The following is a 23001-nucleotide window of genomic DNA, read 5'->3' as shown; positions in this document are numbered from 1 at the left end:
ATTAAAAGTGCTTGTTTCAACTTAACTTATTCAATATTCTCTCCATTGGATTCAATAACTTGTCGATACCAGTCAAAGCTTTTCTTTTTCATTCTTCTTAGGGAACCCTTTCCCTGATTATTTCGATCGACGTAAATGTAGCCATAACGCTTTTTCATTTCACCAGTAGAAGCGCTGACAATGTCAATTGGCCCCCAGCTTGTATAACCGATAAGTTCCACACCATCTTGGATTGCTTCACGCATTTCACTTATGTGTAATTTTAAATACTCGACACGATAATCATCTATAACTTCACCGTCGGAGTTCACTTCATCTACAGCGCCTAAGCCGTTCTCTACAATGAACAATGGTTTTTGGTAACGGTCATACAACTGGTTAGCTGTAATACGCAACCCCTTCGGATCGATGGTCCATCCCCACTCCGATGTTGTTAAATATGGATTGGAAACAGAATCAAATACATTTCCACCTGTAGAATTTTTCAAGACTTCCGGATCGGTGCTTGTTACTCGACTAGAATAATAACTGAATCCAATATAGTCTACAGTATGTTTCTTAAGAATTTCTTCGTCCTCCTTTTCCATCACCAGGTCAATATTGTTATCCCGGAAAAATCGTTTTGCAAACCCCGGATATTCTCCGCGAGATTGCACATCGATAAAGAAGAACGATTCACGATCCTTATTCATTGCATCAAATACATCATCAGGATTACTGGAATACGGATAGACCATACCAGCAGCTAGCATACAACCGATTTTTGCATCAGGTATGATTTCATGTCCTGCTTTAACGGCTAAAGCACTTGCAACCAATTGGTGATGTGCCGCTTGGTATTTCACTTGCTGTATATTTTCTCCTTCTTTAAAAACAAGTCCTGCTCCTATAAAAGGTAAATGCAATAGCATATTGATTTCATTAAAGGTTAACCAATATTTCACTTTATCTTTGTAGCGAGTAAATACAGTTTTTGCGTACTTCTCAAAAAGAGAAACAAGCTCACGGTTTTTCCAGCTCCCATACTTTTCTACCAAATGAACAGGTACATCAAAATGAGCTAGTGTAACAACAGGTTCGATGCCATATTTTTGTAATTCATCAAACAAATCATCATAAAACCTTAATCCAGCTTCATTCGGTTCAGCATCGTCGCCATTTGGGAAAATACGAGCCCAGGAAATGGAAAGACGTAACGACTTAAAGCCCATTTCTGCAAAAAGAGCAATATCTTCCTTATAACGATGATAAAAATCAATCGCCTTATGGGATGGATAAAATTCTCCTTCTAATGGAGAAAAGGAAGAGAGGTTTCCTTTCATAATGGGAAACCTCTTTTCCCCTGTTGGCAGAAGATCAACGGTTGTTAATCCTTTCCCATCCTTTAAATAGGCACCTTCTGTTTGGTTTGCTGCAATGGCTCCTCCCCATAAAAATTCTTCGGGGAAACCGTTTGTATTCTTCGACATTTCCATTCACCTCTCTATTTCAAATAATATTAGTGAGGGGTGCCCCCTGCTTTATAAGTTTTCTCCATTTGAATAGATTACATCTTTATACCAGAAAAACGATTTTTTGCGTTTGCGTTCTAATGTACCACTTCCGTCATCGTGCTTGTCGACATAAATAAAGCCGTATCGTTTAGAATATTCACCAGAAGATGCACTTACCAGATCAATACATCCCCAGCTGGTGTAACCTCTTAAGTCCACACCATCTTCAATTGCTTCGCCCATTTGTTTAATGTGTTCACGAAGGTAATCAATTCGGTAATCATCATTAATAGATCCGTCTTCTTCCACTTTGTCGTAAGCTCCCAATCCGTTTTCAACGACCATTAGAGGTTTTTGGTAACGGCCATAAAGTTCATTTAAAGCAACCCTTAATCCTACAGGGTCTATTTCCCATCCCCAATCACTTGACTTTAAGAATGGATTTTTAACTCCCCCGACTAAATTCCCTTCACCAAGCTCTTCGGGTGTTTTTACTTTTTTATCCGTGCGTGACATATAGTAACTAAATGAAATGAAGTCTACTGTTCCTTCTTTAATTGTTTCAAGATCTCCCTCTTGGATATCAAGCTCAACATTATGATTCTTAAAGTATCTTTTAGCAAAGTAAGGGTATTCCCCTCGTACTTGTACATCCCCGCAAAGGAAATTAAACACATCTGCTTCCTGTTTAGCATGCATGACGTTGTCTGGGTTCGAGTCATATGAATAAACTGGTGCATAAATCAACATACAGCCAATTTGTGAGTCAGGGATAATCTCATGCCCTAGCTTAACCGCTTGTGCGCTGGCTACGAATTGGTGGTGTAAGCCCTGAAAGCTGTCTTGCAAACGTGTTTCTTCACTTTCAGGTGAAAAACCAAGTCCTAACAGTGGCATGTGCGTTGCACCATTTATCTCATTAAAAGTCAGCCAGTATTTAACCTTATCTTGATAACGCTTAAAAATAGTTCTTACATACCGTTCAAAGAAACCAACCAATTTACGATTTCTCCAGCCACCATATTCTTTTATGAGGTGTAATGGCGTTTCGTAATGCGCTATAGTTACCAACGGTTCAATTCCATATTTTTCAAGTTCATCAAACACACGGTCATAAAAAGCCAAACCTTCTTCACTAGGTTCTAGTTCATCTCCATTAGGGAAGATGCGACTCCACGCAATGCTCATACGGAATACTTTAAAGCCCATTTCCGCAAATAGAGCAATATCTTCTTTGTAACGATGATAGAAGTCAATACCTTCATGATTAGGATACGTATACTTCGATTTATCAATCTCGAAATCAAAACCAGTTTGTGATAGTAGTTTGAGTCTCCCTTTGCCACCAGGTAAAACATCTGCTAGATTCAGACCTTTTCCGCCTTCTAGATATCCACCTTCTAATTGGTTTGCCGCAGTTGCACCGCCCCATAAGAATCCTTCTGGAAATTGTTTTGCCATTGTTATTCCTCCTATTAATCTTCTGTTTTAAGCAGCATTTGCTTATTTAAAAAGGAAAGGCGTTTCTGTATGTTATGGAAACGCATTCCTGTTCAAGTTTCCTTTATTAATTTGCTTTTAATTCAATTAATAAATCTTCAGGTTTAACCTCTTGTTCATTTACGGCAGTTATTTCAAATTGATTATGGTTAGTAACAACTACCGGTGTAGTCAACACAAAGCCTTCTTCCTTAATAGCATCTACATCAAATTCAATCATTAATTGCCCTCTCTCCACACGACTTCCTTGTGCAGTATGAGCAGTAAAGTGTTTACCGTCTAGTTGTACTGTATCCATACCAACGTGAATTAAAATTTCAGCACCCTCATCAGATGTAAATCCAATTGCATGGTTGCTTGGGAATAAAGCTGAAACCGTACCAGATACAGGGGCAAATAATTTACCTTCAGCAGGTTCAATTGCAACACCTTTCCCTAATGCACCTGATGCAAAAGCCGTATCTTCAATCTCAGCTAACTTTTTAATTTGTCCTTTCATAGGACTGACAATTACTTCGTTTTTCACGTTTTGTTCTGCAGTAGCTGCTATTGGTTGAGCCGTTCCCTCTCCAGTGTTTGTGTTGTTTTTGTTAATGTCTCCGAAGAAGTATGTTAAAACGAAAGCCAATACCATACCAACCGCAGCAGCGATAATAGCTCCGATTACGGACATATTTATACCTTCTGGCGGGATGAAACTTGGGAGTTGAAATACACCGAGTCCACCCATGACATATCCAATGGTACCGAAGTATCCGATCATTGCACCACCGATCGCCGAAGAAATAATAGTGAAAATAAACGGCTTCTTAAGCGGTAGAGCAATACCATACATACCTGGTTCTGTGACACCAAAGATAGAAGAAATAAAGGCCGGTGCACTAAGTGTTTTTGTTTTTTGATTTTTTGATTTAATCCATACTGCCAAAATTGCTCCTGCCAAAGCAAAGGAATGAGCGAATACTACTGCCAATATTGGGTCAAAACCTTGACTTGAGAAGTTATTGATTGCGATAGGAACAAGTCCCCAATGTAACCCGAACATAACAAACACTAACCATAAACCGCCAACAAACATACCTGCAATAACAGGGCTTAATCCATATACTGAAACAGTTGCTTGACCTAGTAGCTGACTTGCCCAAGTGGCAATGGGACCGATTACAATAAATGTTAATGGAATAGTAATTAACAAAGTAAACATTGGAACTAAGAACATTTTAACAACGGATGGAATCACTTTTGCTAAGAATTTTTCAAGTTTTGTTGCGAAAAATGCAGATACAATGATTGGTATAACGGACATAGAATAGGTCATTAAAATAACCGGAATGCCGAAAAATTCGATATAGACAGGTGATTCAAAAACGGATCCTGCAAATAGTGTATATAAAGGATCTCCTGCTGCAGGTATTCCTTCAAGTGCTGGATAAACCAAAGCCATGGCAATAACCATACCTAAGAATGGTGTTCCACCGAACTTTTTCATAGCTGTATATCCTAAAAGGATTGGTAAGAAATAGAACAGCGCATCCCCTATTGCATGTAATATTTGATAGGTGCCACCTTTGTCATCAAGCCACCCAAGTGAAACAAATAAAGCATTAAAACCTTTGATCATACCAGAAGCTGCCAACACCCCAAGTATTGGAGTAAAGATACCAGAAATCATATCAATAAAACGGTTAAATAAGTTACCTTTTTCGGCATCATCAGCATCTACTGGTTGTGCAGATTGGAAACCGCCTTCTTCTACTACGGCTTTATATACATCCGGCACATGGTTACCAATAACCACTTGATACTGGCCGCCACTTTTCATCACTGTCACGATACCATCCATATTTTTTAATACTTCTGTATTCGCTTTACTTTCATCCTTCAATTTAAAGCGAAGGCGTGTAATACAGTGTACAACGCTGTTAACGTTTTCTTTTCCGCCGACATTGTTAATAATGTCTTTAGCTAATTGACTGTAATTCATGATTAGCTCTCCCCCGTTATATCGTTTGATTTGTGCAAATAAAAAACCTGAATCAACTTGAATACAGGCACAGAGATAGTGCCATTCAAACTGATTCAGGTTATGCCCAAAATAGGTAACATTCCTAAATTTGATTATATAATTGTGCGTTAATTAATTAACAACTTAAATCTAACATGGCCTTTTTATTAAGTCAATAAGTTTTTAAACCGTTTTCATTATTTATTCATTTTAGGACGTATTTTGCTGGCGATAGGTTACTCGGTGAATATGAACCGTTAAATACACCTGTTCATCTCTTGATAGAGACCAATTAAAATTCTTATTCAAGTAGATGTTTATTTTTTCAGTACAAGCATAAGCTTTTTCATATTTTCTTTGCACCTGTTCAAACATAAAATCATCCACCGTATCTTCCATTTTCTCTTTTCTAATAAAGCGAATAGAAAAATAACGCAGATGGGTTATGAAACGTTCATAATTAATCGAGGCATCATCCAATTTCATTTGATAATGGTATTTCACTATATTTAAAATATTATTAACCATGCCGGTTACTTGAACCGCAGTTTCCATGTTATCTCCAGAAATTTGGCTATTTACCAGATGCAATGCTATAGAGCCTGCTTCATCTTCATCCAAACGAATGCCTGTGTGCTCTTCAATTATACCTAAAGACTTCACACCAATTTCGTACTCCCTGTTATAATATTTTCGAATTTCGTATAAAAGATTATTTTTTAATTGAATGCCTTGTTTTTGTCTGGATAATGCAAAACTAATGTGGTCCGTTAACGCAACATACAAATATTCATCTAATTTATATGGCAGCTCTGCTTGAGCATATTCTAGAATTTCCGAAGCTATGTCTAAATATTTCTCTGAAGTGTACTTCAATAATTGAACTAGTTTTTCTGAAGTACCTGTATTTTGCAGCACAAACGTTTTCTCTATTTTTGATTCATCTACTGATTGCCCTACCTTTTTTTGGAAGGACAGCCCTCTCCCCATCACAACCAGCTCTTGTTGCTGTTCATTTTCTGTGATGACTACATTGTTGTTTAAAACTTTCTTTATCTTCATTTAAACACTACCTCAGCATCATATTTTTATCCATTGAACGTAACTGTTTTTTAACACATTTTGTCGGTCCTAGTCAAAGTTAATTGATTTTTAAAAAAAGTGCCTTAAGCTATATAAATTTAAAATACGTTCGGTAAACCATTACTGTAACAAGGGGTTTTGCCATTTCAATCAATATTGACCGGGCGTCTACCCACTGGCCGATAAATTGTTGTGTAAATTAATCCATGGTCCATCCCCCCCCAATAAATAGTGATTTTGTTTAAGAATTTTAACGTTTTAAACTTAATAAATGCACTAGACGCATTTTTTGTCAAAGCGAATGATGAATTTTAACGGGGCCAAGGACCCGCATTATGGAACGTACAATAATTTATTTTTTTGTTATCGATTTGACATTTCATTGAAAGTCGTTAACACGAAGTTTGTAAAGGATGTATTTAACAAACCTAATATTTTAAACAAAGGGCAGGTGAAGCAATGGACCATGTGCTTGTTAAACAAGTCCCAAAAAAAGATCGAAAATGCAAGACTTATTTCCACTAACTATGCGGAAGACTATCCGAAAGTCGACGAATGGTTGAAAAATTGGAAGATGGATGATGATGCCATCGGTGAACTGATGGTAGCCGTAAACGAAGCTGAAGAGCCTATAAACGGAGCCGAAAAATAGGTAAAAGAAAACGAGGATATCATTAATGAATGGATAGAATAACATGGAGGACCGCCTGCTAAAGGTGGTCCTTTCTTTTTGTAGGCTGTTTTCTAAGAGTTTTTCATTCGCTAAATCCTGCCCTAATTCGAGCCAACGAAAGCAATGAACTTCCTTCCAAGTTACCAGAAATAATTGTCCGTGGGAAAAAACAGGTAAATAGACTCATGGTTGTTTCTTCCTTTTTCTGAATATTGGTACTATTATGGTATAGACAACTATAATGGAAGCAGGTACGCTTATCATGAAACCTATTCTAGTGTTAGAAAGGAGGCCGGAGAACTACAACTGAAAACGTATTCCCTCACTCTTGAACGGCAGGAGCCCATCAAGATTTACTTACCCCCAACAGGATTTCTCAGACCAATAACAAATTGGGAGGAATTAAAAATGAAGAAAAAATTGCTTTTTTGTCTAGTAGCTTTACTGGCATTCACAATCACACCCACCTCCATTGCTGCCGCCCAATCGGATTTATCTACTCCCGCAAAAGACGTCACGATCAAAGTAATGACCTATAACATCCATACAGGAATTGGCACCGATGGCAACTATGATTTGGACCGGATAGCTGAAACCATTCAAGAATCAGATGCAGAAGTTGTCGCCCTGCAGGAAGTCGATGTCCATTGGGCCTGGCGAAGCAACTTTGATAATCAATTGGCGTACCTTGCCGAAAAATTAGATATGCATGCATTTTTTGCCCCTATATACGATCAGGATCCCCTCAACGTAGGTGAACCAAGAAGGCAATTCGGTGTGGCCGTGTTAAGCAAACATCCAATCCTTGAAGCTGAAAACCGGGAGATAACAAGGCTGTCTACACAAGACAGCAATCCAGACCCAGCGTTAGCACCTGGCTTTGCTGACGTCCGGATTAATGCCAAAGGAGCCAAATTCTCCTTTTACGTCACCCATTTGGATTACCGGGCAGATCCTTTGGTAAGGGAAATGCAGGTCGAAGATATGCTGAATATCATGCCTGAAACAGAGAGTGTCATTTTAGCCGGGGATATGAATGCAGCGCCTGATGCGCCCGAGTTACAGCCCTTATTTCAAAGGCTGCAGGATGTGTGGACAGGCGAAGGCGGATGGACATATCCGGCTGTTTCTCCCCAAAAACGGATTGATTACATTCTCGCTTCTTCAAACTTGACTGTTTCCAATACAGAAGTTATTCAGACCAACGTCTCCGACCATTTACCAGTGATTAGCAAGATCACATTACCGAGAGGAAGATAATTAAAAAGGAGTGAAAATTATATGATAAAACAACGATTTGTCTCTTTTCTGTCAATTTTACTGATTGCCTTTTTAGCTTTTCCTGCCGCCGGTTTTGCCAATGGGTGGGACGCTCCTGTCAAGCCCGGTTGGGGGGACGGCGATAAAGCCAAGCACGGCTGGATTGTCAATAAAATGAACCATATGACCTTGGAAGAAAAGATCGGCCAGTTATTCATCATTCATATGTACGGACAAACACCGACAGACCCTGCTTATGAGGATACCAACCTTCGCATGAACCGAGGCGCGAAGAATTTCCAGGAAGCAATTGAAAAATACCATATTGGCGGTGTCATTTATTTTAATTGGACCGGTAATATCGGAACGCCTGCTAATCCAGCCCAGGTAAATACGTTATCCAATGGACTTCAGGAAATCGCTATGAACCAGCGCATGCCAATCCCGCTGTTTATATCGACAGACCAGGAAGGCGGCATTGTCCAGCGCCTGACGAGTCCAGGTACCGTCTTCCCTGGGAATATGGCTTTGGGCGCCACAAGGTCAACGGATTTAGCAGCCGACTCTGCGGCAATCATGGGTACCGAGCTTAAAAGCCTAGGAATAAATATGAATTTTGCACCGGTATTTGATGTCAATGTCAATCCAGCAAATCCAGTTATCGGTGTCCGCTCTTTTGCCGAGAACCCGGACCTTGTCTCTGAATTGGGCGTCGCCCAAGCGGAAGCTTATGAAGCACAAAAGGTTATTCCAACGGCCAAGCATTTCCCTGGCCACGGCGATACCGATGTTGATTCCCATTATGGTCTGCCAATCATCAACCATGATTTGGAAACCTTGCATGAAGTAGACTTAAAGCCATTCCAAGCTGGCATTGATGCAGGTATTGATGCCATCATGACTGCCCACATTGTTGTTCCTGCTCTAGATGATTCCGGTTTACCCGCGACCTTGTCCAAACCGATTTTAACAGATCTGCTTCGCGACCAGATGGGCTTCGAAGGGCTGATTGTCACCGACAGCCTGGGAATGTCCGGAGCGAATGTAGTAGAACCAGAGCGAGTTCCAGTGGAAGCTTTTAAAGCCGGCAATGACATATTGCTCAACCCGCCGAATGTAGAACAAGCATATAACGCGATGCTGGGAGCAGTCGAGAGCGGCGAGATTAGCGAACAGCGTGTTGATGAATCGGTCTACCGCATCCTTAAAGCAAAAATGGAAAAAGGCTTGTTCGGTGATCCGTTTACCGACGAAGATGCTATTGCTGACATCGGCACAGAAACCAGCCTGCAGAAGGCAGATGAGATTGCCGATAAGAGCATTACACTGGTCAAGAATGAACAAGATATCCTGCCGTTAGCTGAGGAACAAAGCATCTTTATCACCGGTCCGTCGGCAGCCGAACCTGAATACTTAGCCGAGCAATTAAGGGACAAAGGCTACAACGTTAACTCATATGCTACCAGTACCAGCCCGACAGCAGCACAAATTGCTTCCTCCAGTGAACAGGCTGCGGAAGCTGACACCATTATAGCAGCAACCTATACAGCCAATACCAATGCAGCACAGCAGCGGTTAGTCGATGCGTTGCTCGATACCGGTAAACCAGTTGTTGCCACAGCTATCCGCAATCCGTATGACCTAATGGCGTTTCCTGAAGTATCCGGCTACCTGGCAACATACGGAAACAGGGACGTTTCCGTCGAAGCACTGGCTAGGGTGATGAGCGGTGAAGTTAACCCAGAAGGCAAACTGCCGGTTACCATTCCAGACTTGTATGATTATGGCTATTCCCTAAGTTATTGACCTCTCTTTGAAAAGTGAAGGAAAAAATATACCTAGCCACAGCCCAAATCAATGATGATTTGGGCTGCTTACTGTACCCCCTATTATTTAATAGATTGCTATCTATCCCGTTATGGCGACTGCGGAAACAATAAAATATGTTAAAATAAGTATCATTAAGAACCTTGACGTTACGCCTGTTTGTAGAGGGAAAATTCATTATTCATTGAAGGAAATGGAAGGAGTGGCTGTATGGAGATTACGAATCCAGCAGGTTTCCAGAATAGATTCTTAGCGAGAATCTTAGATTTAATTATTATTTATGCGGTGTCAGGATTTCTTTCCATGCTTTTATACGGTGATTTTTATAATACAGGTAATTTTCGGCCTGTGAATCTATTAGGACTCCTATACGCCTCGTTATTACCTGTCGTCTGGTATGGGTACACTTTGGGAAGAAGAATGGCAGGAAATCGAATTGTCAGAGTAGACGGGGAAAAGGTCGGGCTCGGAACGATGCTCTTAAGGATTATAGGAGCAGGAATCGCTTATACTATCACATTAGGAATCGGAGTAATCATAAGCGCCTTTATGATAGGTATCAGGGAAGATAAACGCGCTATTCATGATTTTCTCGCAGGAACGTACGTGACATACGACCCTCCCGAAAAACAATAATTACATAGGCAGAAATAAACGGACAGCTGATGTTGTCCTTTTTTATTTCATTTAAGCTGACGGCTTAATAATTTTTCATCTAAGAAGTCTTACCTATTTTGCTCCACGCAGCAGTCCACGGTGCTTCGGCACTATTTTACATTTTCGCTTTTTTAGAAAAAGAAGTTTGAAGGCTGCAAAAATGAAGAATCTTCCGGAAGTAGAGCTGCTTCGGAGCAAAGTAGAGCGACTTTCCGATTAAGTGGAGCGGCTTCGGACCAAAGTAGAGCGACTTTACGATTAAGTGGAGCGACTTCGGACCAAAGTAGAGCGATTTTCCGATTAAGTGGAGCGACTCGCCCAAAGTAGAGCGATTTCCCGATTAAGTGGAGCGACTCGCCCAAAGTAGAGCGATTTCCCGATTAAGTGGAGCGACTCTGGCCCAAAGTAGAGCGATTTCCCGATTAAGTGGAGCGACTCCGGCCCAAAGTAGAGCGACTTACAAACCAAGTAGATCAATCAAAAAAGCGTCCCCGCCGAGAGACGCTTTTTCATTGGAATCGAACATCCGTAACAGGAAAATACGGAAAGTGAATCGCCAGTAAATAGGAGGCAGGGATAACGACTGCAAAATACATTACAAACAATATATCAAATTTTGAAAACCCGATTTGATAATAAAATGTCCGTTTGGTCGTAGCGGAAAAATGTTTGGCCTCCATAGCCACAGCAATCCGGTGGGCTCTCCGGATACTTTGCGACAACAAAGGAATGGAATAGGATTGCAGCTTTTTAAAGAAACCAGCCACCCCTTTTTGGTGCTGTACACCACGAACCTTCAATGCATAACTTAATATTTGAAGCTCTTCAATCATAATAGGGATGAGCCGGAAAGCAGCCATAAAGCTGTATGCGTATTTTGGTTTTAGTTTTAACTGCTGCATGAAAGAATAAAACAGATAAACCGGTCTCGTTGTTAATGAAAAGACAACCCCCAATGTGGCAAAAATAATACCGCGGAAGCCCAGATGCAATCCACGCAGAAAGCTTTCTTCGGTAATGTGGACAAGTCCCCATTTAAGCCAGGTGTTCTCCCCCTGCCCAAAGAAGATCATCGACGCCGAAGAAGTTACAAATAAGAGCACGAACGGAATTGAAATAATCAACAGTCGTTTCCAGGGATGACCTGTGAAGGCTACATATAAAATAAAGGCCGCCGCCATATAGTTGATCATCACATTGATATTATGAATAAACAATATGTGGATAAACAGTATGACGATTAAGATAAATTTAAAACTGGGGTTAATCTGGTGAAGCCATGTTTGTTTATAAGAAAAATCCAGGCGCATCCTATACCCTCCTAATCAACAGCTGTCAACAGTGCTTCCTTCTCTATATACTCAGCTGGTGAACCATCTTCCGCCAGCTTTCCATTTTCAATGTGCCAATACCTTGTTGCAAAATGCTTGACGATGTTGGAGTCGTGGGTAACCATGACAATCGTTGTGCCGAGCAATCTTAAGGATTCTAACTGTTCCAGGATGGAGAACGTGTTTTTGGCATCCTGCCCAAAGGTTGGTTCATCCAATAATAAGATAGGCTGTTGTTTGACAATAGCGGATGCCACACTCAGTCTGCGCTTTTGTCCCATCGAAAGCTGATACGGATGGTCATTTCGGCGGTTTTCCAGTTTATAAGAGCGTAACAGTTTTTCAACCCGGCATTCGATCTTTTCCTGAGGCCATTTCTCCAGCTGCAGGCTATATGCCGCTTCCTCGTAAACGGAATTTGTGACAAATTGAAATTCCGGATTCTGAAACACAAAAGCGGCATAATCAGAGATTGTTTTAAGCTTTTTAAAATCATTTCCAAAAATTTGATAAGTCCCTTTTACCTTGATGAGATGCATTAATGCATGGAGCAGTGTGCTTTTTCCCGCTCCATTCTTCCCCACCACAGTGATCCATTCACCAGGATAAGCATTGGCTCGATTAACTTCGATTTTTTTTGCCTTGCCCCGATATCCTGAGAAATTGTCAAGAGAAATCATCGGCATTGCTTTGTCGATTGCCGGCTTGGCTCTGCTTTGATTTTGAGCGAGCAGATATTCCTCCCATACACCCGGGTACCAAATCCCCTGTTCAGCAAGGACATGCTTATACCCGCTAAAAACCTGCTGTTTCGACCCGTCGGCAATGATCTCCCCCTGATCGCTTAATAAAAGGACACGATCGACAAAATCGATAACTTCTTCAATTTTATGTTCGACGATAATTACTGTTTTATTTTTCGCTACTTTTTTCATTGTTTGCCATACATCCCTTGTCCCTTCCGGATCAAGCATGGCCGTAGGTTCGTCTAAGAATAGCACATCAGGCTCTAGGGCAAGAACCGAGGCAATCGCCAGCCGTTGTTTCATCCCGCCTGACAGGGTTTGGATACTAGTATGGGTGTCATCGAGATCAAGTCCGACTTGCTCCAAATAGTGCCTGATGAGGCTTTCCATTTGTGTCTTCGGTATTTGCAGGTTTTCCAGAACGAAAGCAATTTCTTCATCGGCATAGGGCATGCAAAATTGCGTATCAGGGTCCTGGAACAAAAAACCCCAGGAATCAGGCGTACACACTTCTTCTGCTTTCATCGGCACTTCCACCGATTTAGGAATGATGCCAGTCAACACCTGTAAAAGCGTGGATTTACCTGAACCTGAAGGCCCTAATATAAGAACCTTTTCACCTTTTTTAAAAGCAAGGGAGAAGTCCTTGAACAGCAAGGACTCCACTCCCGGGAATTTTAACCTCAAATTTTTTATGCTTGTAATGGCTGCCATCTAAATCCTCCTATCATTCCAGGGCCTTAAAATCCTGATTAGAGGCCGGGCGGACAAGGCTGGTGACTCCTGTCTTCTCCAATGTCCTGACAATAAGATAAGCAAAAATCCCAGCAATCATTACCGAACCTGCCAGCCGAAATCCTACCAATAAGAGTAAATTCCAGACAGCCAAATCGCCTATATAGCCATAATAAAAATCGATGCCAATGGAAGCCAATCCAGAAGCAATACCTGCCAATGATACAACGAGGACGTTATACCGCTTGTAGCCAAACGCAGCGAAGACAATTTCTGCCGCTATCCCTTGCCCTAAACCAAAGATAAGCGTAGTGACTCCCCACTCTCCTCCGAAAATAAATTCTCCATGGGCAGCAGCAACCTCTGCCAAAACGGCTACGCCTGGCTTGCGAATGATCAAAAAGGCAACAGTGGCTGCGATGAACCACATCCCGTAAATGAGCTGTTCAGCTTGCAGCCCGAAAGTGGAAATAAGTCCATAAAGTGGTCCCCATATTTTATAAATCACACCGAAAATTAAGGCAATGATAATTGTTACAAGAATATCGGTTAACTTTAACCCTTTTTGCATACGATTTCTCTCCCTTTCTATTTGCTTTCTTTTTTTAGCGCTGGCCACCTCTCTAATTGGTAAGCCATCTCCCAAAAGGAATATTCATATTGACTGCTTATGATAAAATGCTGTTTCATTCGCAGCCGGTCAGCCTCGGTGACTGTTTCTGCAACTTGGTCCAGCCGGTCAATCTGCTCTTCCACCAATGCTCTGAACCATTCCCCGCCATAAGCGCCGATCCATTCCTGGTAAACTGGCTCCTTCGGCGTTCGGTCCTGGAGCCTTTCGCCAATTTCATAGTAAACCCAGTAGCAAGGCAGAATCGCAGCAAGGATATCACCCAGATGACCTTGGAATGCTGCCCTGTACATATGTGATGTGTATGCATAAGCGGTTGGAGATGGCTCGAAATTGGCTTGTTCCTCTTCGGTAATATCCAACAGTTCAGTAAATTGTTTGTGCAACGCTAATTCTGCTTCATAGGTTCCCTGGGCATGTGCTGCCATTCTGCTCGTTGTATATAAATCGCCAGCCTTCGTACCACCGAATGCCTGTACTCTGGCAAAGTGGGATAAATAATAAGCATCCTGCATGACGTAGTAACGGAAACATTCTAATGGCAAAGTCCCTTCCCCAAGCTCTCTGATAAAAGGGTGGCGAAAACTTGCTTCCCAAATAGGATCCGCTTCTTTCCGCAACTGTTTAGTAAATTTCATTTAAACAACCTCCTAAAGAAATTAATATTTAACAACAAAAAACCACTTTCTTTACCAACGTAAAGAAAGTGGTTGTATTGGATATATATAGACATACCTATGTAATCCGCTACTCCACTTCCCTACGCTGGTATCAACCAGATCAGGTTCTAAGGGTCTTAAAGTTTTACTTTAATCTCAACCTTTGGTCAATAGATGATGTGCTCACCTATATCAAGGTACCCCTAGTGGAAAAATTCAGTTAATTCATTTGTTAATCCATATCATAACATGGAATAGACAATTGTCAATCAGCCCGTGTCTCATAATCTCTTATTCAACGAGCTTTCGGCAGCTAAAGCCCTGATTGCTGAACGTCTAGTTTGCCGCATTCCCCTGTGCAGATCTCTGGCTTATAACGAATTTACCAAATAAATAACGAACAGCCGGCCCCATGATGATCAGCTGTAGAGGGAGAGCAAAAATGAAATTTTTTAAGACTATGGAATAGTAACTTCTGAGGATTGATTCTTCACCCAGGCCGTTGAACAAGTAAGAAACCACCATGCCATAAATAGACATAAGATGCACCATTCCGACAACCATGAAAAATGAAATGGAGAGAATCCGATAAATATCTTTAGATTTGGTAAATGGCAAAGCAATAGCAAGCTTATGTGCCGCTGGACCAACAAGGAATAACTCCAATAGGAAAGCAATCATAAAACCGATAATTAATTGGATAAGGATAGCTCTGAATGATATAGTGCCTAGCAATCCATTTACAAATAAATTATAAAATGTCATAAATATAACCATTCCAATACACATTGTCATTCCAAAGTAAAAATTTTCTTTTCTAGTAGTTGGCAATTTCCATCATCCCTTCTTTTTGCTGCCTTGTTATTATATCGATAACGGAAATCTCTCATAAGTGAACATTTTGTGAACAATGTTATTCACAAAATGTTCCGTTTGCTTAGCACCTAAAAATCTACTAAACTAAAATTACACTAAAAAAAGACCGCCCGCATTGACGATCCTCTTCCATATTTCATACTGTTAAATTTTCATCATCCTGCCCTTGTTCAATCTGCAGTCCGGACTAGTCCCGATTGTCCAGGTCATCATCAAAAAACGACTCCTTTGTATCCTCGGGCTCCTCGAGACTTCCCGCTTGGTAATACTCGCCAATCCGTGATTTATTTATCCCGTTTTTTACCGCTGTCTCGATCACTATATAAAATACGACTATAGAGACTATAAATAAAATAACATTAATCAATCTAACCACCCCTTCGTTAAACTTTACTGTTTTAGCCTGTTAACTCGTTATGGAAAACATGAAGCGACCCCTGACGACAAGACATACCGCCAAAACGACAGCATAAGCGAAAACCCAATAACGAATAGTTGTCGCCCCAAGGTAATGGCGCCATTGGATCTACATCAGTGCTTTTTAACTGCCGACGCTCTTCATAACTCACGGTAAGGTTGGTCAGGAATAATTTCTTTTCTGGACTTTCATCGATTGCCATCACCTTCTTCACATAACGATACTTTAACTTTAACATATTTTTCCTTAACGGATGGATTTTAATGCGAAGAAGAAGAGCACCCCTTCAAAATAAAGAGATGCCCAGTCCTTTTATCGATTATAATTTCACTCTGTCTGCGTACTTTTCAATTAGCTGTTTGTTATGTGCATCTGCACCTTCAATGTTGCCGCTTAAAAATACCGGCGGCTGAAAACCGTTTTCTGCCATGATTGCTATTGATCTTGCAAACATGCCGTTAATAATAGCAGCTCCGATCACAGTTGAGCTTGGAGTAAAGTTGACCTCCACTTTTTCATGGGTCAGTAAAGCATCTCCAATCGGTGAATGATTATCTATCACCAGATCGACAGCATCAAATAGATGGTTTCCGCTCCTATGCCTGGAAGGCTGGCTCTTTGAGTACTTAATAGAAGTAATCCCGATCACAAAGGCTCCTTTTTCTTTTGCAATCTTGGCAGCGTCTACCGGTACTGGATTTCTCCCTGAAGTGGAAAGAACCAACATCACGTCCCCTGGGCGGATATCCTGGTCATTCATAAACTGTCCGGCATAATCATTTTTTCTTTCTAAAGTCGATGATCTGACTGCTCCTTCATGCAGCATCAACGGCTCATGTAAAATAGGGTGAATGGGAACAAGACCGCCCGCTCTGTAATAGACTTCTTCCGTCAAAATGTGCGAGTGACCACAGCCAAAAAGATGAATGACCCCATCGTTTTGCAGTGATTCGGCTACCTTTTCTGCCGCTTGTTCAATGGCAGGAAATTCTTCTTTTTCAACTACCTGTAATAACGTTTTAATTTTATCAAAGTATTTAGCTAACATGTTCATCCTCCATTTAAGTCAGAGTTTTGTGATCGCTTTTTGGCACCTTCAATTAATTGAACCATATTCTTCATAACTGTATCAATAATGTAGATCCCCTTATCCTCCGTCGCCAGGGTAGCGTCTCCTAATACAGCAGATTCGGTAAATTCTTCCCATGGAGTCGGGGTAGCATCAGCACTCAGCGGAATATCCGGGATATCGTTTATCGCTTTGTCCATCTCGACGAACTCTGGAGCCAAATAAAGCATATAAGAAGTTTCAATTTCACAGGCATGAAAATAGGTTCCATGCGAAGCTGGTGTTTCTCTTACTTCTTCCACAGCACTGTTCATCCCTGGGTAAAATAAGTAAAGCACTTTTAAATCGGGGCAAGTTTCATATAACTCACGTGCAGCATCCTTTAATGCTGCTCCGTTTCCTAAGTGGCCGTTAACCATGACAAATATTTCAAAACCTTGCTGATATAGGCTTTGACCAATATCTACAATAAAGTTAATCAGGGATTTATTGCTGACGGTGATACTTCCAGGAAAGTTCCGCAGGCTCCAGACCTGGCCATAGGGAAGCGTTGGCAGAACGAGCCCCTTCACTACTTCTGCAAGTTTAACGGATAGTCTCTCTGCCAATATGTTATCCGTTCCTAGCGGGAGATGCGGGCCGTGTGCCTCTACTGCTCCAACAGGTAGAATCGCAACCTTGGAGGTATCAATTTTCTCCTTGATTTGATAGGAGGTTTGATCTTGAAAATTCATGCAGATTCTCCTTTTTTATTTTTTAAAGGTAAAACAACGAGCAGGATTTTCAACAAAAAACTTATGGACCAACGCTTCCCCGTCAAACCCAAGCTGGTTTGCCTCTGCGATAAAACGAGGCACCCATTTGGCAATAATGTTTTCCAGGCCCAGCCCATAGTCATAGTGTTTGTAATAAGACTTTCTTGCTGTGTCACCGCTGACTAAAATTTGATCGGTATACCCTTTACGGACTAATTCCAGAATGCAATGAATGCGAGTGCTCTCTGGTGCATATTTAATTTTGGAAATACCGTCAAAAGAGAGAAATGCACCCGTTTTCGCCACTTGTTCGTGATAATAAGGATCAGGATTGCGATCCATATGGCCAAAGCTGACATGCTCTAGGTCTATTCCTTCTTTTCTAAGCAGTTCGATTTGTTCGAGTACCATTGTACCTGCTTCTGTGTGCGTGTGAATCGGAGCTTTTGTTTCATGGTGTGCCCTCGCAACGGCACGCAATGTTTTTTCTTCCAGTGGAGTAATCCGGTTATAACCTGTTCCGAACTTCACCTGCCCGCCTTTCCACTTTGTTCCTTCCAATCCGTCTTCAATCTCACGGATGACAAAGTCAGCGAGCTCATTAACGCTTTTATCTTCAATCCATTGGTAATATGTGCCGTAATCCCCAATCAGTTTCTTAATATTTTCATGGATGGGAGCATCCCACAGAAAGCTTTTATTAAAGCCAGCGGTTCCAATGATCGTAATTCCGGTCTCTTCAGATATTTCTTTTACTGCCTGTACATCTCTTCCATAGTCGATAGCCGTCGCATCGACGATTGCTTGCCCGCCATGCTTTTGGAAATCGAGCACGTCCAACTTGGATTTATTTTTGTCATCCAGCAGCAAATCATCCGCACCTTTTTCCACCCAGTAGGAAGGACGGCAAACAATGTGTTCGTGTGAGTAGGTAAAACCTAAGTTTTCTGGATTAATATCACCGGCAAATGTTCGAATAAAACTCATGGTAAAAACTCCTTATTGAATTAGAAAAAAGGGCAGTACCCGCCCCTTTCTCCGTTTTTTTAGTATGGTTGCACAGGTTAGAAGAATAACTGCGCTAAGAATCTGATGATTGGTCCTAATATGAACATATCCGAGTCTGCTGCCCACATCGCTGTATCTGGAATGGTGTCGGCAAGCAGCATTTTCACCGTTATATACTGTCCCCAGGCCACTACGGTTGAGGTAATGAAACCAGCAATTAACGCGCCCCTCACTCCGCCGGTGACATTTCCAAACACACCGGCCGTAGCTGAATGGAAGAAGAGGACAATCATTGTTGGTACAAAGATATATCCTACAGTATTGCCTAATAAAACCAGCCATAGCAGCGCACCTGCAAACGAGCCTAGAAAACCTAAAATAACTGCGTTTGGAGCGTACGGGAAAACAACCGGGCTGTCGAGCGCTGGCTTAGCACCAGGGACAATCTTTGTGGCTATCCCTTTAAATGCTGGTACCATTTCGCCAATAAACATACGGACACCCATTAGTACTACCGCAATACCAGCAGTAAAGGTAAAGGATTGAATGATAGCATAGATGACAAAGTTCTGGCTGCCGGAGCTGGCAATCAGTTCTTCAGCGCCGGGAGTATCTCTAAAGGAAATAATAATAGCACCGATTAAGAATAATAACCCCATCGTTAATGCTGTAATGACATTAGAATCCCTTAAAAATTCCAGCCCTTTCGGCAGTTTGATTTTCTCAGAGTCATTTTCTTTGTTGCCAAGCACTTTGCCTGCCAGCGCACCTAGCAGCGCCACAGAAGCTGATGTATGGCCTAAAGCGATATTGTCATTGCCCATGATTTTTCTCATGAATGGTTGAGTCAAGGCTGGTTGTATGGTCCAATATATCCCCATGATGACCGCTAGGAAAATAACTAGCTTGCCAAAGGAAACATCTCCGACCGTATGAACGACAATCCCGGCAAAGATGGTAGTCGTCCAGAACATCATATGGCCAGTTAAATAAATATATTTGAACCTTGTAAACCGTGCCAATAAAACGTTAATCAGAAAACCGATAGTCATTGCTAAAGTAACCGCACTTCCATATTCCGCATTAAAGGCATTCTGTCCCATAAATTCGCCTAGCGGCTGTTCTGATAGATTAAAAACTTCTTTCCAAAGCGGTTCAAATACAGTTAACGCACCAACGATAATATCTGCTCCGGCACTAATGATCAAAAATCCGATGATTGCTTTAAACGTACCACTAACCCGTTGGCTTGCTGTTTTCTTTTGCAGCAAAAGACCGATTAATACGATAGTGCCTAACAAAATCGCCGGTGTTCCAAACACGTTATCTGCTAACCAATAAATGGCTTCCATCTTTCTTTCCCCCTTTGATTCTCTAAAATACTTTTATTGCCTTTCTAATTCTATCCCCTTAATTTTCTACGATATGGTTATCAATCGCCTGGTTTATTTCATCCAGATCGAAGTAGTTATTGACGATTATCAGTTTGGCGCTGTGACCTTCAAGACCTTCTGCTAATTCATTGCTGGTAATAATATAGTCGGCGCTCATACTTGAGGCTGTCGAGACATCCATGTGTTCAACATCAGCCTGGATTCCCTTCTCTGTTAACGCTTGCTCGACATTCATTTTTAAAATTAAACTGGTACCTTGTCCCAAACCGCACACCGATAGTACTTTAATCATTTGTTTTCCTCCATTTCAATAATCGTTTTGATATCGTGATAACTGGCTGCTGTTCTTAATTGGTTAACGTTTTCTTCCTTATTGAGAAGCTGTGTCAGTTTTTTTAATAAATCGATATGTTCTTCGCTGGATGATGCCCCAAGACCGAATATCAATTGAACTGGATCATTGGATGAATGCCCGAATGTGATTGGTTCTTTCAGCTGCAATAGCGAGACAGATGCTTCCTTCACTCCATCTTCCGGTCTGGCATGGGGGATGGCTATGTGCGGTGCAAGGACAAAATACGGTCCGTTTTCTTGAAAAGACTGCACCATTGCATCGATATACACATCCTCCACTGTCTTTGCATCCGCCAATAAAACGCCCGCCTGTTTAATGGCATCTTCAGCATCTGCAGCTTTTGCTCCGACTTTGACTAATCCCTTTTCTAAAAATCTCATGATCAAACTCCTTATCTTGATGAATAGGTTGTAATGATTTTACAAATTTGCTCGATATTCGTTGCATCCAATAATGCGCGTTTGTCATGGTTGAACATACTGGTAAGCTGCGCCAATGCTTTTAGATGTTTTTCGTTATGTTCCGGAGCCAAAACTATGAAGATTCTGACTTTTTTGCCCATCATTTCAACTGGTTCCTGTAAATGCAATAAACTAATTCCCAGCTGCTTCACACCGTCTTCCGCCCGTCCATGCGGCATAGCTATGAAAGGAGAAAGCACCACGTAAGGGCCGTGTTTCTCGATATTATCGATTAACACATCTACATATCCGTCCGTGATCAAATCCTTTTCCAAAAGGGGATTCGCCGCCTTCTTAACTGCTTGCTGCCAGCTTGGACAGGAGTTTTTCATAACAATGTTATCCTCGTTCAATAATTCCTTCAAAGAAGGCTTCCATCTAGCTTCTGAAGCCACTGTAGGCTGGTATAAATACTTCCGTAATTCCTGCCTCAGCTGTCCTTCTTCGTCGATGGGCGCATAACGCTTCACAATATCCACAAGGGTATCGACCGAATAATGATGATACCCATTTCCATCCGCGAACAAGGCATTGACTTGCTTTAATAGTTTTTCCTTGTCATGGTTATCAAGCAACGGGTTTACTAAACAGACAGGGACCCCCCGATCCTGTAAAGGTACAGTCGAAACGATAAAATCAACTGCTAATTCTGTTTGCTGGTATTCACGCAAGGAGGCAATTCCGGTGATATCCACTTCGGAAAACAACCCTTCCAGCTGGCTTTGTAATAACCGGGAAGTTCCTAATCCATTGGTACATACAATCAGCATTTTTTTCCGATGCTGAATTGACAATCCTTCTTTATGCAGCCATCCGCTAAAATGGATGGCGATATAAGCGATTTCCCTTTGATCGATTTCTTTCCCGACAAAACGTTCAAAAGAAGGAATGACTCTTTTCGTTAATTGATAAATTTCCGGAAAATTGTCTTCCACCGATTCATATGGCTGCTCCCCCATATCGATGCCATATTTTATTCGGTAGTAAGCCGGCTTTAAATGTAAGAGTAAGTTAGTTTCCATTCCTGGAATATCAGAAAAAGAAACAACTGCCACCAGTTGAAAATCCTCGATCATTTTCCGTACTACTTCGCGCAAACCCGTAATTTCTTCGGCTTCATCCTGAAAACTGAGATTATAATTTACTTTCGAACCTAACAGATGCTTAGCAAAATAAAACCCTTCCGCCTCTGGCACGTTGATATGCCAAACAGATTCCAAACCGCGGATAATGTCATTTGCTGCTTCAAATTCCTGGGTTTGTTCGATGACTGTTTGTTCAACCGGGTCGATTTCCACGTATTGTTGTTGCTTGATTCGCTGCAAAAACAAGTAAAATCGAATAACCAGGGTGTTGAGTACTTCATCCGTAAATTGGATGCCCAACCGTTGTTCACACCGGCTCAATGCCCGGTAGATCCTACTTAGCTCCGACTGGTTGAAAATTGCATAGTTACTGTCTTTTTCTATTTGTTTGACAGCTTCAGAAGTTGACCCATTGATCAATGGATACCAACCATGCTGAGGTTTAATCATGGCAATATAATTGACCAGCGCTCCCCGTTTATCGGCTTCCATGCCAACGACCTGATAGCCTAGCTTTCTCCGGGAAGTAAGCTCCAGATGGTAACGCTCGAGCTCTTCCCGTAAACCTTTCAAGTCCTCCAGCACGGTATTCCTGCTTACCCTGGTGATTGTTATTAAATCTTTCAAAAACAAAGGAGTTTCACTGGCCAGAAAGTAAATGACAAGCCATGCCTTTCTTTCTTCAGGGGACAGCTCGTAATAATAAACCGGGAACACGAGCAACTTGCTCATGATTTCCTGTTTCGCCTGCTTTTCCAAGTATAAGCCGGCAGCTCTTATTTGCTGGATTTCACTTATTTTGTTTTCATTCAACCAAAAGTTGATTTTATCCAAGTCGTTATAGACCGTTCTTCGCGAAATGTTAAACTGTTCGGCAAGTTTTTCGACTGGAATATACAGGTCACTATGGACAATTTGGGTTAATATAGCAGTACTGCGCTTATCCAAATTCATTGTTTTCCCCCTTGGAGCAAAACTTT

Annotated in this window: 22 protein-coding genes and 1 riboswitch; of the genes, 4 read left to right on the top strand and 18 right to left on the bottom strand. The window is 41.4% G+C overall.

The window, feature by feature from the left end; genetic code table 11:
• Positions 1–26: 26 nt before the first annotated feature.
• The 4 genes from BLR93_RS06670 to licT form a co-directional block, all read right to left on the bottom strand.
• Positions 27–1469: a 6-phospho-beta-glucosidase gene (locus BLR93_RS06670; protein ID WP_093212559.1), complete on the bottom strand. Its 1443-nt coding sequence runs from the start codon at positions 1467–1469 to the stop codon at positions 27–29.
• Positions 1470–1520: 51 nt separating this feature from the next.
• Complete coding sequence (locus BLR93_RS06665) at positions 1521–2954, bottom strand: glycoside hydrolase family 1 protein (protein ID WP_093212557.1); 1434 nt, start codon at positions 2952–2954, stop codon at positions 1521–1523.
• A gap of 106 nt (positions 2955–3060) precedes the next feature.
• Entirely contained in the window at positions 3061–4977 is a 1917-nt protein-coding gene (locus BLR93_RS06660; RefSeq protein ID WP_093212555.1) for a beta-glucoside-specific PTS transporter subunit IIABC, read from the bottom strand.
• Positions 4978–5208: 231 nt separating this feature from the next.
• Positions 5209–6060 (bottom strand): BglG family transcription antiterminator LicT, encoded by an 852-nt coding sequence (gene licT / locus BLR93_RS06655; RefSeq protein ID WP_093212553.1) that lies wholly within the window; start codon positions 6058–6060, stop codon positions 5209–5211.
• Between the two features lie 310 nt (positions 6061–6370).
• Here licT and BLR93_RS17975 point away from each other — a divergent pair, with 310 nt between their 5' ends.
• The 4 genes from BLR93_RS17975 (at position 6371) to BLR93_RS06635 (ending at position 10477) form a co-directional block, all read left to right on the top strand.
• Positions 6371–6733, top strand: coding sequence for a hypothetical protein (locus tag BLR93_RS17975; protein WP_217629276.1), 363 nt, complete (start codon positions 6371–6373; stop codon positions 6731–6733).
• Positions 6734–7162: 429 nt separating this feature from the next.
• Positions 7163–8014, top strand: coding sequence for an endonuclease/exonuclease/phosphatase family protein (locus BLR93_RS06645; RefSeq protein ID WP_093212549.1), 852 nt, complete (start codon positions 7163–7165; stop codon positions 8012–8014).
• A 21-nt stretch (positions 8015–8035) separates the two neighbouring features.
• A complete protein-coding gene (locus BLR93_RS06640; RefSeq protein WP_093212547.1) occupies positions 8036–9820 on the top strand; it encodes a glycoside hydrolase family 3 protein in 1785 nt (594 codons plus the stop codon).
• 231 nt (positions 9821–10051) lie between these two features.
• Positions 10052–10477 carry an RDD family protein gene (locus BLR93_RS06635; protein ID WP_093212545.1) on the top strand — a complete coding sequence of 142 codons (426 nt, stop codon included), beginning with the start codon at positions 10052–10054 and terminating at the stop codon, positions 10475–10477.
• 530 nt (positions 10478–11007) lie between these two features.
• Here the strand turns inward: BLR93_RS06635 and BLR93_RS06630 are convergent.
• From BLR93_RS06630 to BLR93_RS06570, 14 genes are all read right to left on the bottom strand, one after another.
• Complete coding sequence (locus tag BLR93_RS06630; RefSeq protein WP_093212543.1) at positions 11008–11808, bottom strand: energy-coupling factor transporter transmembrane component T family protein; 801 nt, start codon at positions 11806–11808, stop codon at positions 11008–11010.
• Positions 11809–11819: 11 nt separating this feature from the next.
• On the bottom strand, positions 11820–13289 hold the full coding sequence (locus tag BLR93_RS06625) for an ABC transporter ATP-binding protein (protein ID WP_093212541.1): 1470 nt from the start codon (positions 13287–13289) through the stop codon (positions 11820–11822).
• A 13-nt stretch (positions 13290–13302) separates the two neighbouring features.
• Positions 13303–13881: an ECF transporter S component gene (locus BLR93_RS06620; protein ID WP_093212539.1), complete on the bottom strand. Its 579-nt coding sequence runs from the start codon at positions 13879–13881 to the stop codon at positions 13303–13305.
• Positions 13882–13898: 17 nt separating this feature from the next.
• The gene (gene tenA / locus BLR93_RS06615) at positions 13899–14579 is read right to left on the bottom strand and encodes a thiaminase II (RefSeq protein ID WP_093212537.1); all 681 of its coding nucleotides are present in this window, start codon (positions 14577–14579) and stop codon (positions 13899–13901) included.
• 102 nt (positions 14580–14681) lie between these two features.
• Positions 14682–14815: riboswitch (TPP riboswitch) on the bottom strand.
• A 121-nt stretch (positions 14816–14936) separates the two neighbouring features.
• Complete coding sequence (locus tag BLR93_RS06610; protein ID WP_093212534.1) at positions 14937–15431, bottom strand: DUF2798 domain-containing protein; 495 nt, start codon at positions 15429–15431, stop codon at positions 14937–14939.
• Positions 15432–15663: 232 nt separating this feature from the next.
• Positions 15664–15843 (bottom strand): hypothetical protein, encoded by a 180-nt coding sequence (locus tag BLR93_RS06605; protein ID WP_093212532.1) that lies wholly within the window; start codon positions 15841–15843, stop codon positions 15664–15666.
• A gap of 31 nt (positions 15844–15874) precedes the next feature.
• Positions 15875–16096 carry a hypothetical protein gene (locus BLR93_RS17735; RefSeq protein WP_139184401.1) on the bottom strand — a complete coding sequence of 74 codons (222 nt, stop codon included), beginning with the start codon at positions 16094–16096 and terminating at the stop codon, positions 15875–15877.
• 117 nt (positions 16097–16213) lie between these two features.
• Complete coding sequence (locus BLR93_RS06600) at positions 16214–16942, bottom strand: SIS domain-containing protein (RefSeq protein WP_093212530.1); 729 nt, start codon at positions 16940–16942, stop codon at positions 16214–16216.
• Positions 16943–16944: 2 nt separating this feature from the next.
• Positions 16945–17697 carry a creatininase family protein gene (locus BLR93_RS06595; RefSeq protein ID WP_093212528.1) on the bottom strand — a complete coding sequence of 251 codons (753 nt, stop codon included), beginning with the start codon at positions 17695–17697 and terminating at the stop codon, positions 16945–16947.
• Between the two features lie 15 nt (positions 17698–17712).
• Positions 17713–18705 carry a phosphotriesterase family protein gene (locus BLR93_RS06590; RefSeq protein ID WP_093212526.1) on the bottom strand — a complete coding sequence of 331 codons (993 nt, stop codon included), beginning with the start codon at positions 18703–18705 and terminating at the stop codon, positions 17713–17715.
• 77 nt (positions 18706–18782) lie between these two features.
• Complete coding sequence (locus BLR93_RS06585) at positions 18783–20078, bottom strand: PTS ascorbate transporter subunit IIC (RefSeq protein ID WP_093212523.1); 1296 nt, start codon at positions 20076–20078, stop codon at positions 18783–18785.
• Between the two features lie 58 nt (positions 20079–20136).
• Positions 20137–20409 carry a PTS sugar transporter subunit IIB gene (locus tag BLR93_RS06580; protein WP_093213449.1) on the bottom strand — a complete coding sequence of 91 codons (273 nt, stop codon included), beginning with the start codon at positions 20407–20409 and terminating at the stop codon, positions 20137–20139.
• The gene (locus BLR93_RS06575; RefSeq protein ID WP_093212521.1) at positions 20409–20855 is read right to left on the bottom strand and encodes a PTS sugar transporter subunit IIA; all 447 of its coding nucleotides are present in this window, start codon (positions 20853–20855) and stop codon (positions 20409–20411) included. Before BLR93_RS06575 ends, BLR93_RS06580 begins: the two co-directional genes overlap by 1 nt.
• A gap of 11 nt (positions 20856–20866) precedes the next feature.
• Positions 20867–22975 (bottom strand): BglG family transcription antiterminator, encoded by a 2109-nt coding sequence (locus BLR93_RS06570; RefSeq protein WP_093212519.1) that lies wholly within the window; start codon positions 22973–22975, stop codon positions 20867–20869.
• Between the last annotated feature and the right edge of the window lie 26 nt (positions 22976–23001).

This window comes from Sediminibacillus albus, from assembly GCF_900101125.1.
GTDB classification, from domain to species: domain Bacteria; phylum Bacillota; class Bacilli; order Bacillales; family Amphibacillaceae; genus Sediminibacillus; species Sediminibacillus albus.
Note: the sequence above shows the minus strand (reverse complement) of the source record. Positions and strands in the feature narration are given on the sequence as shown.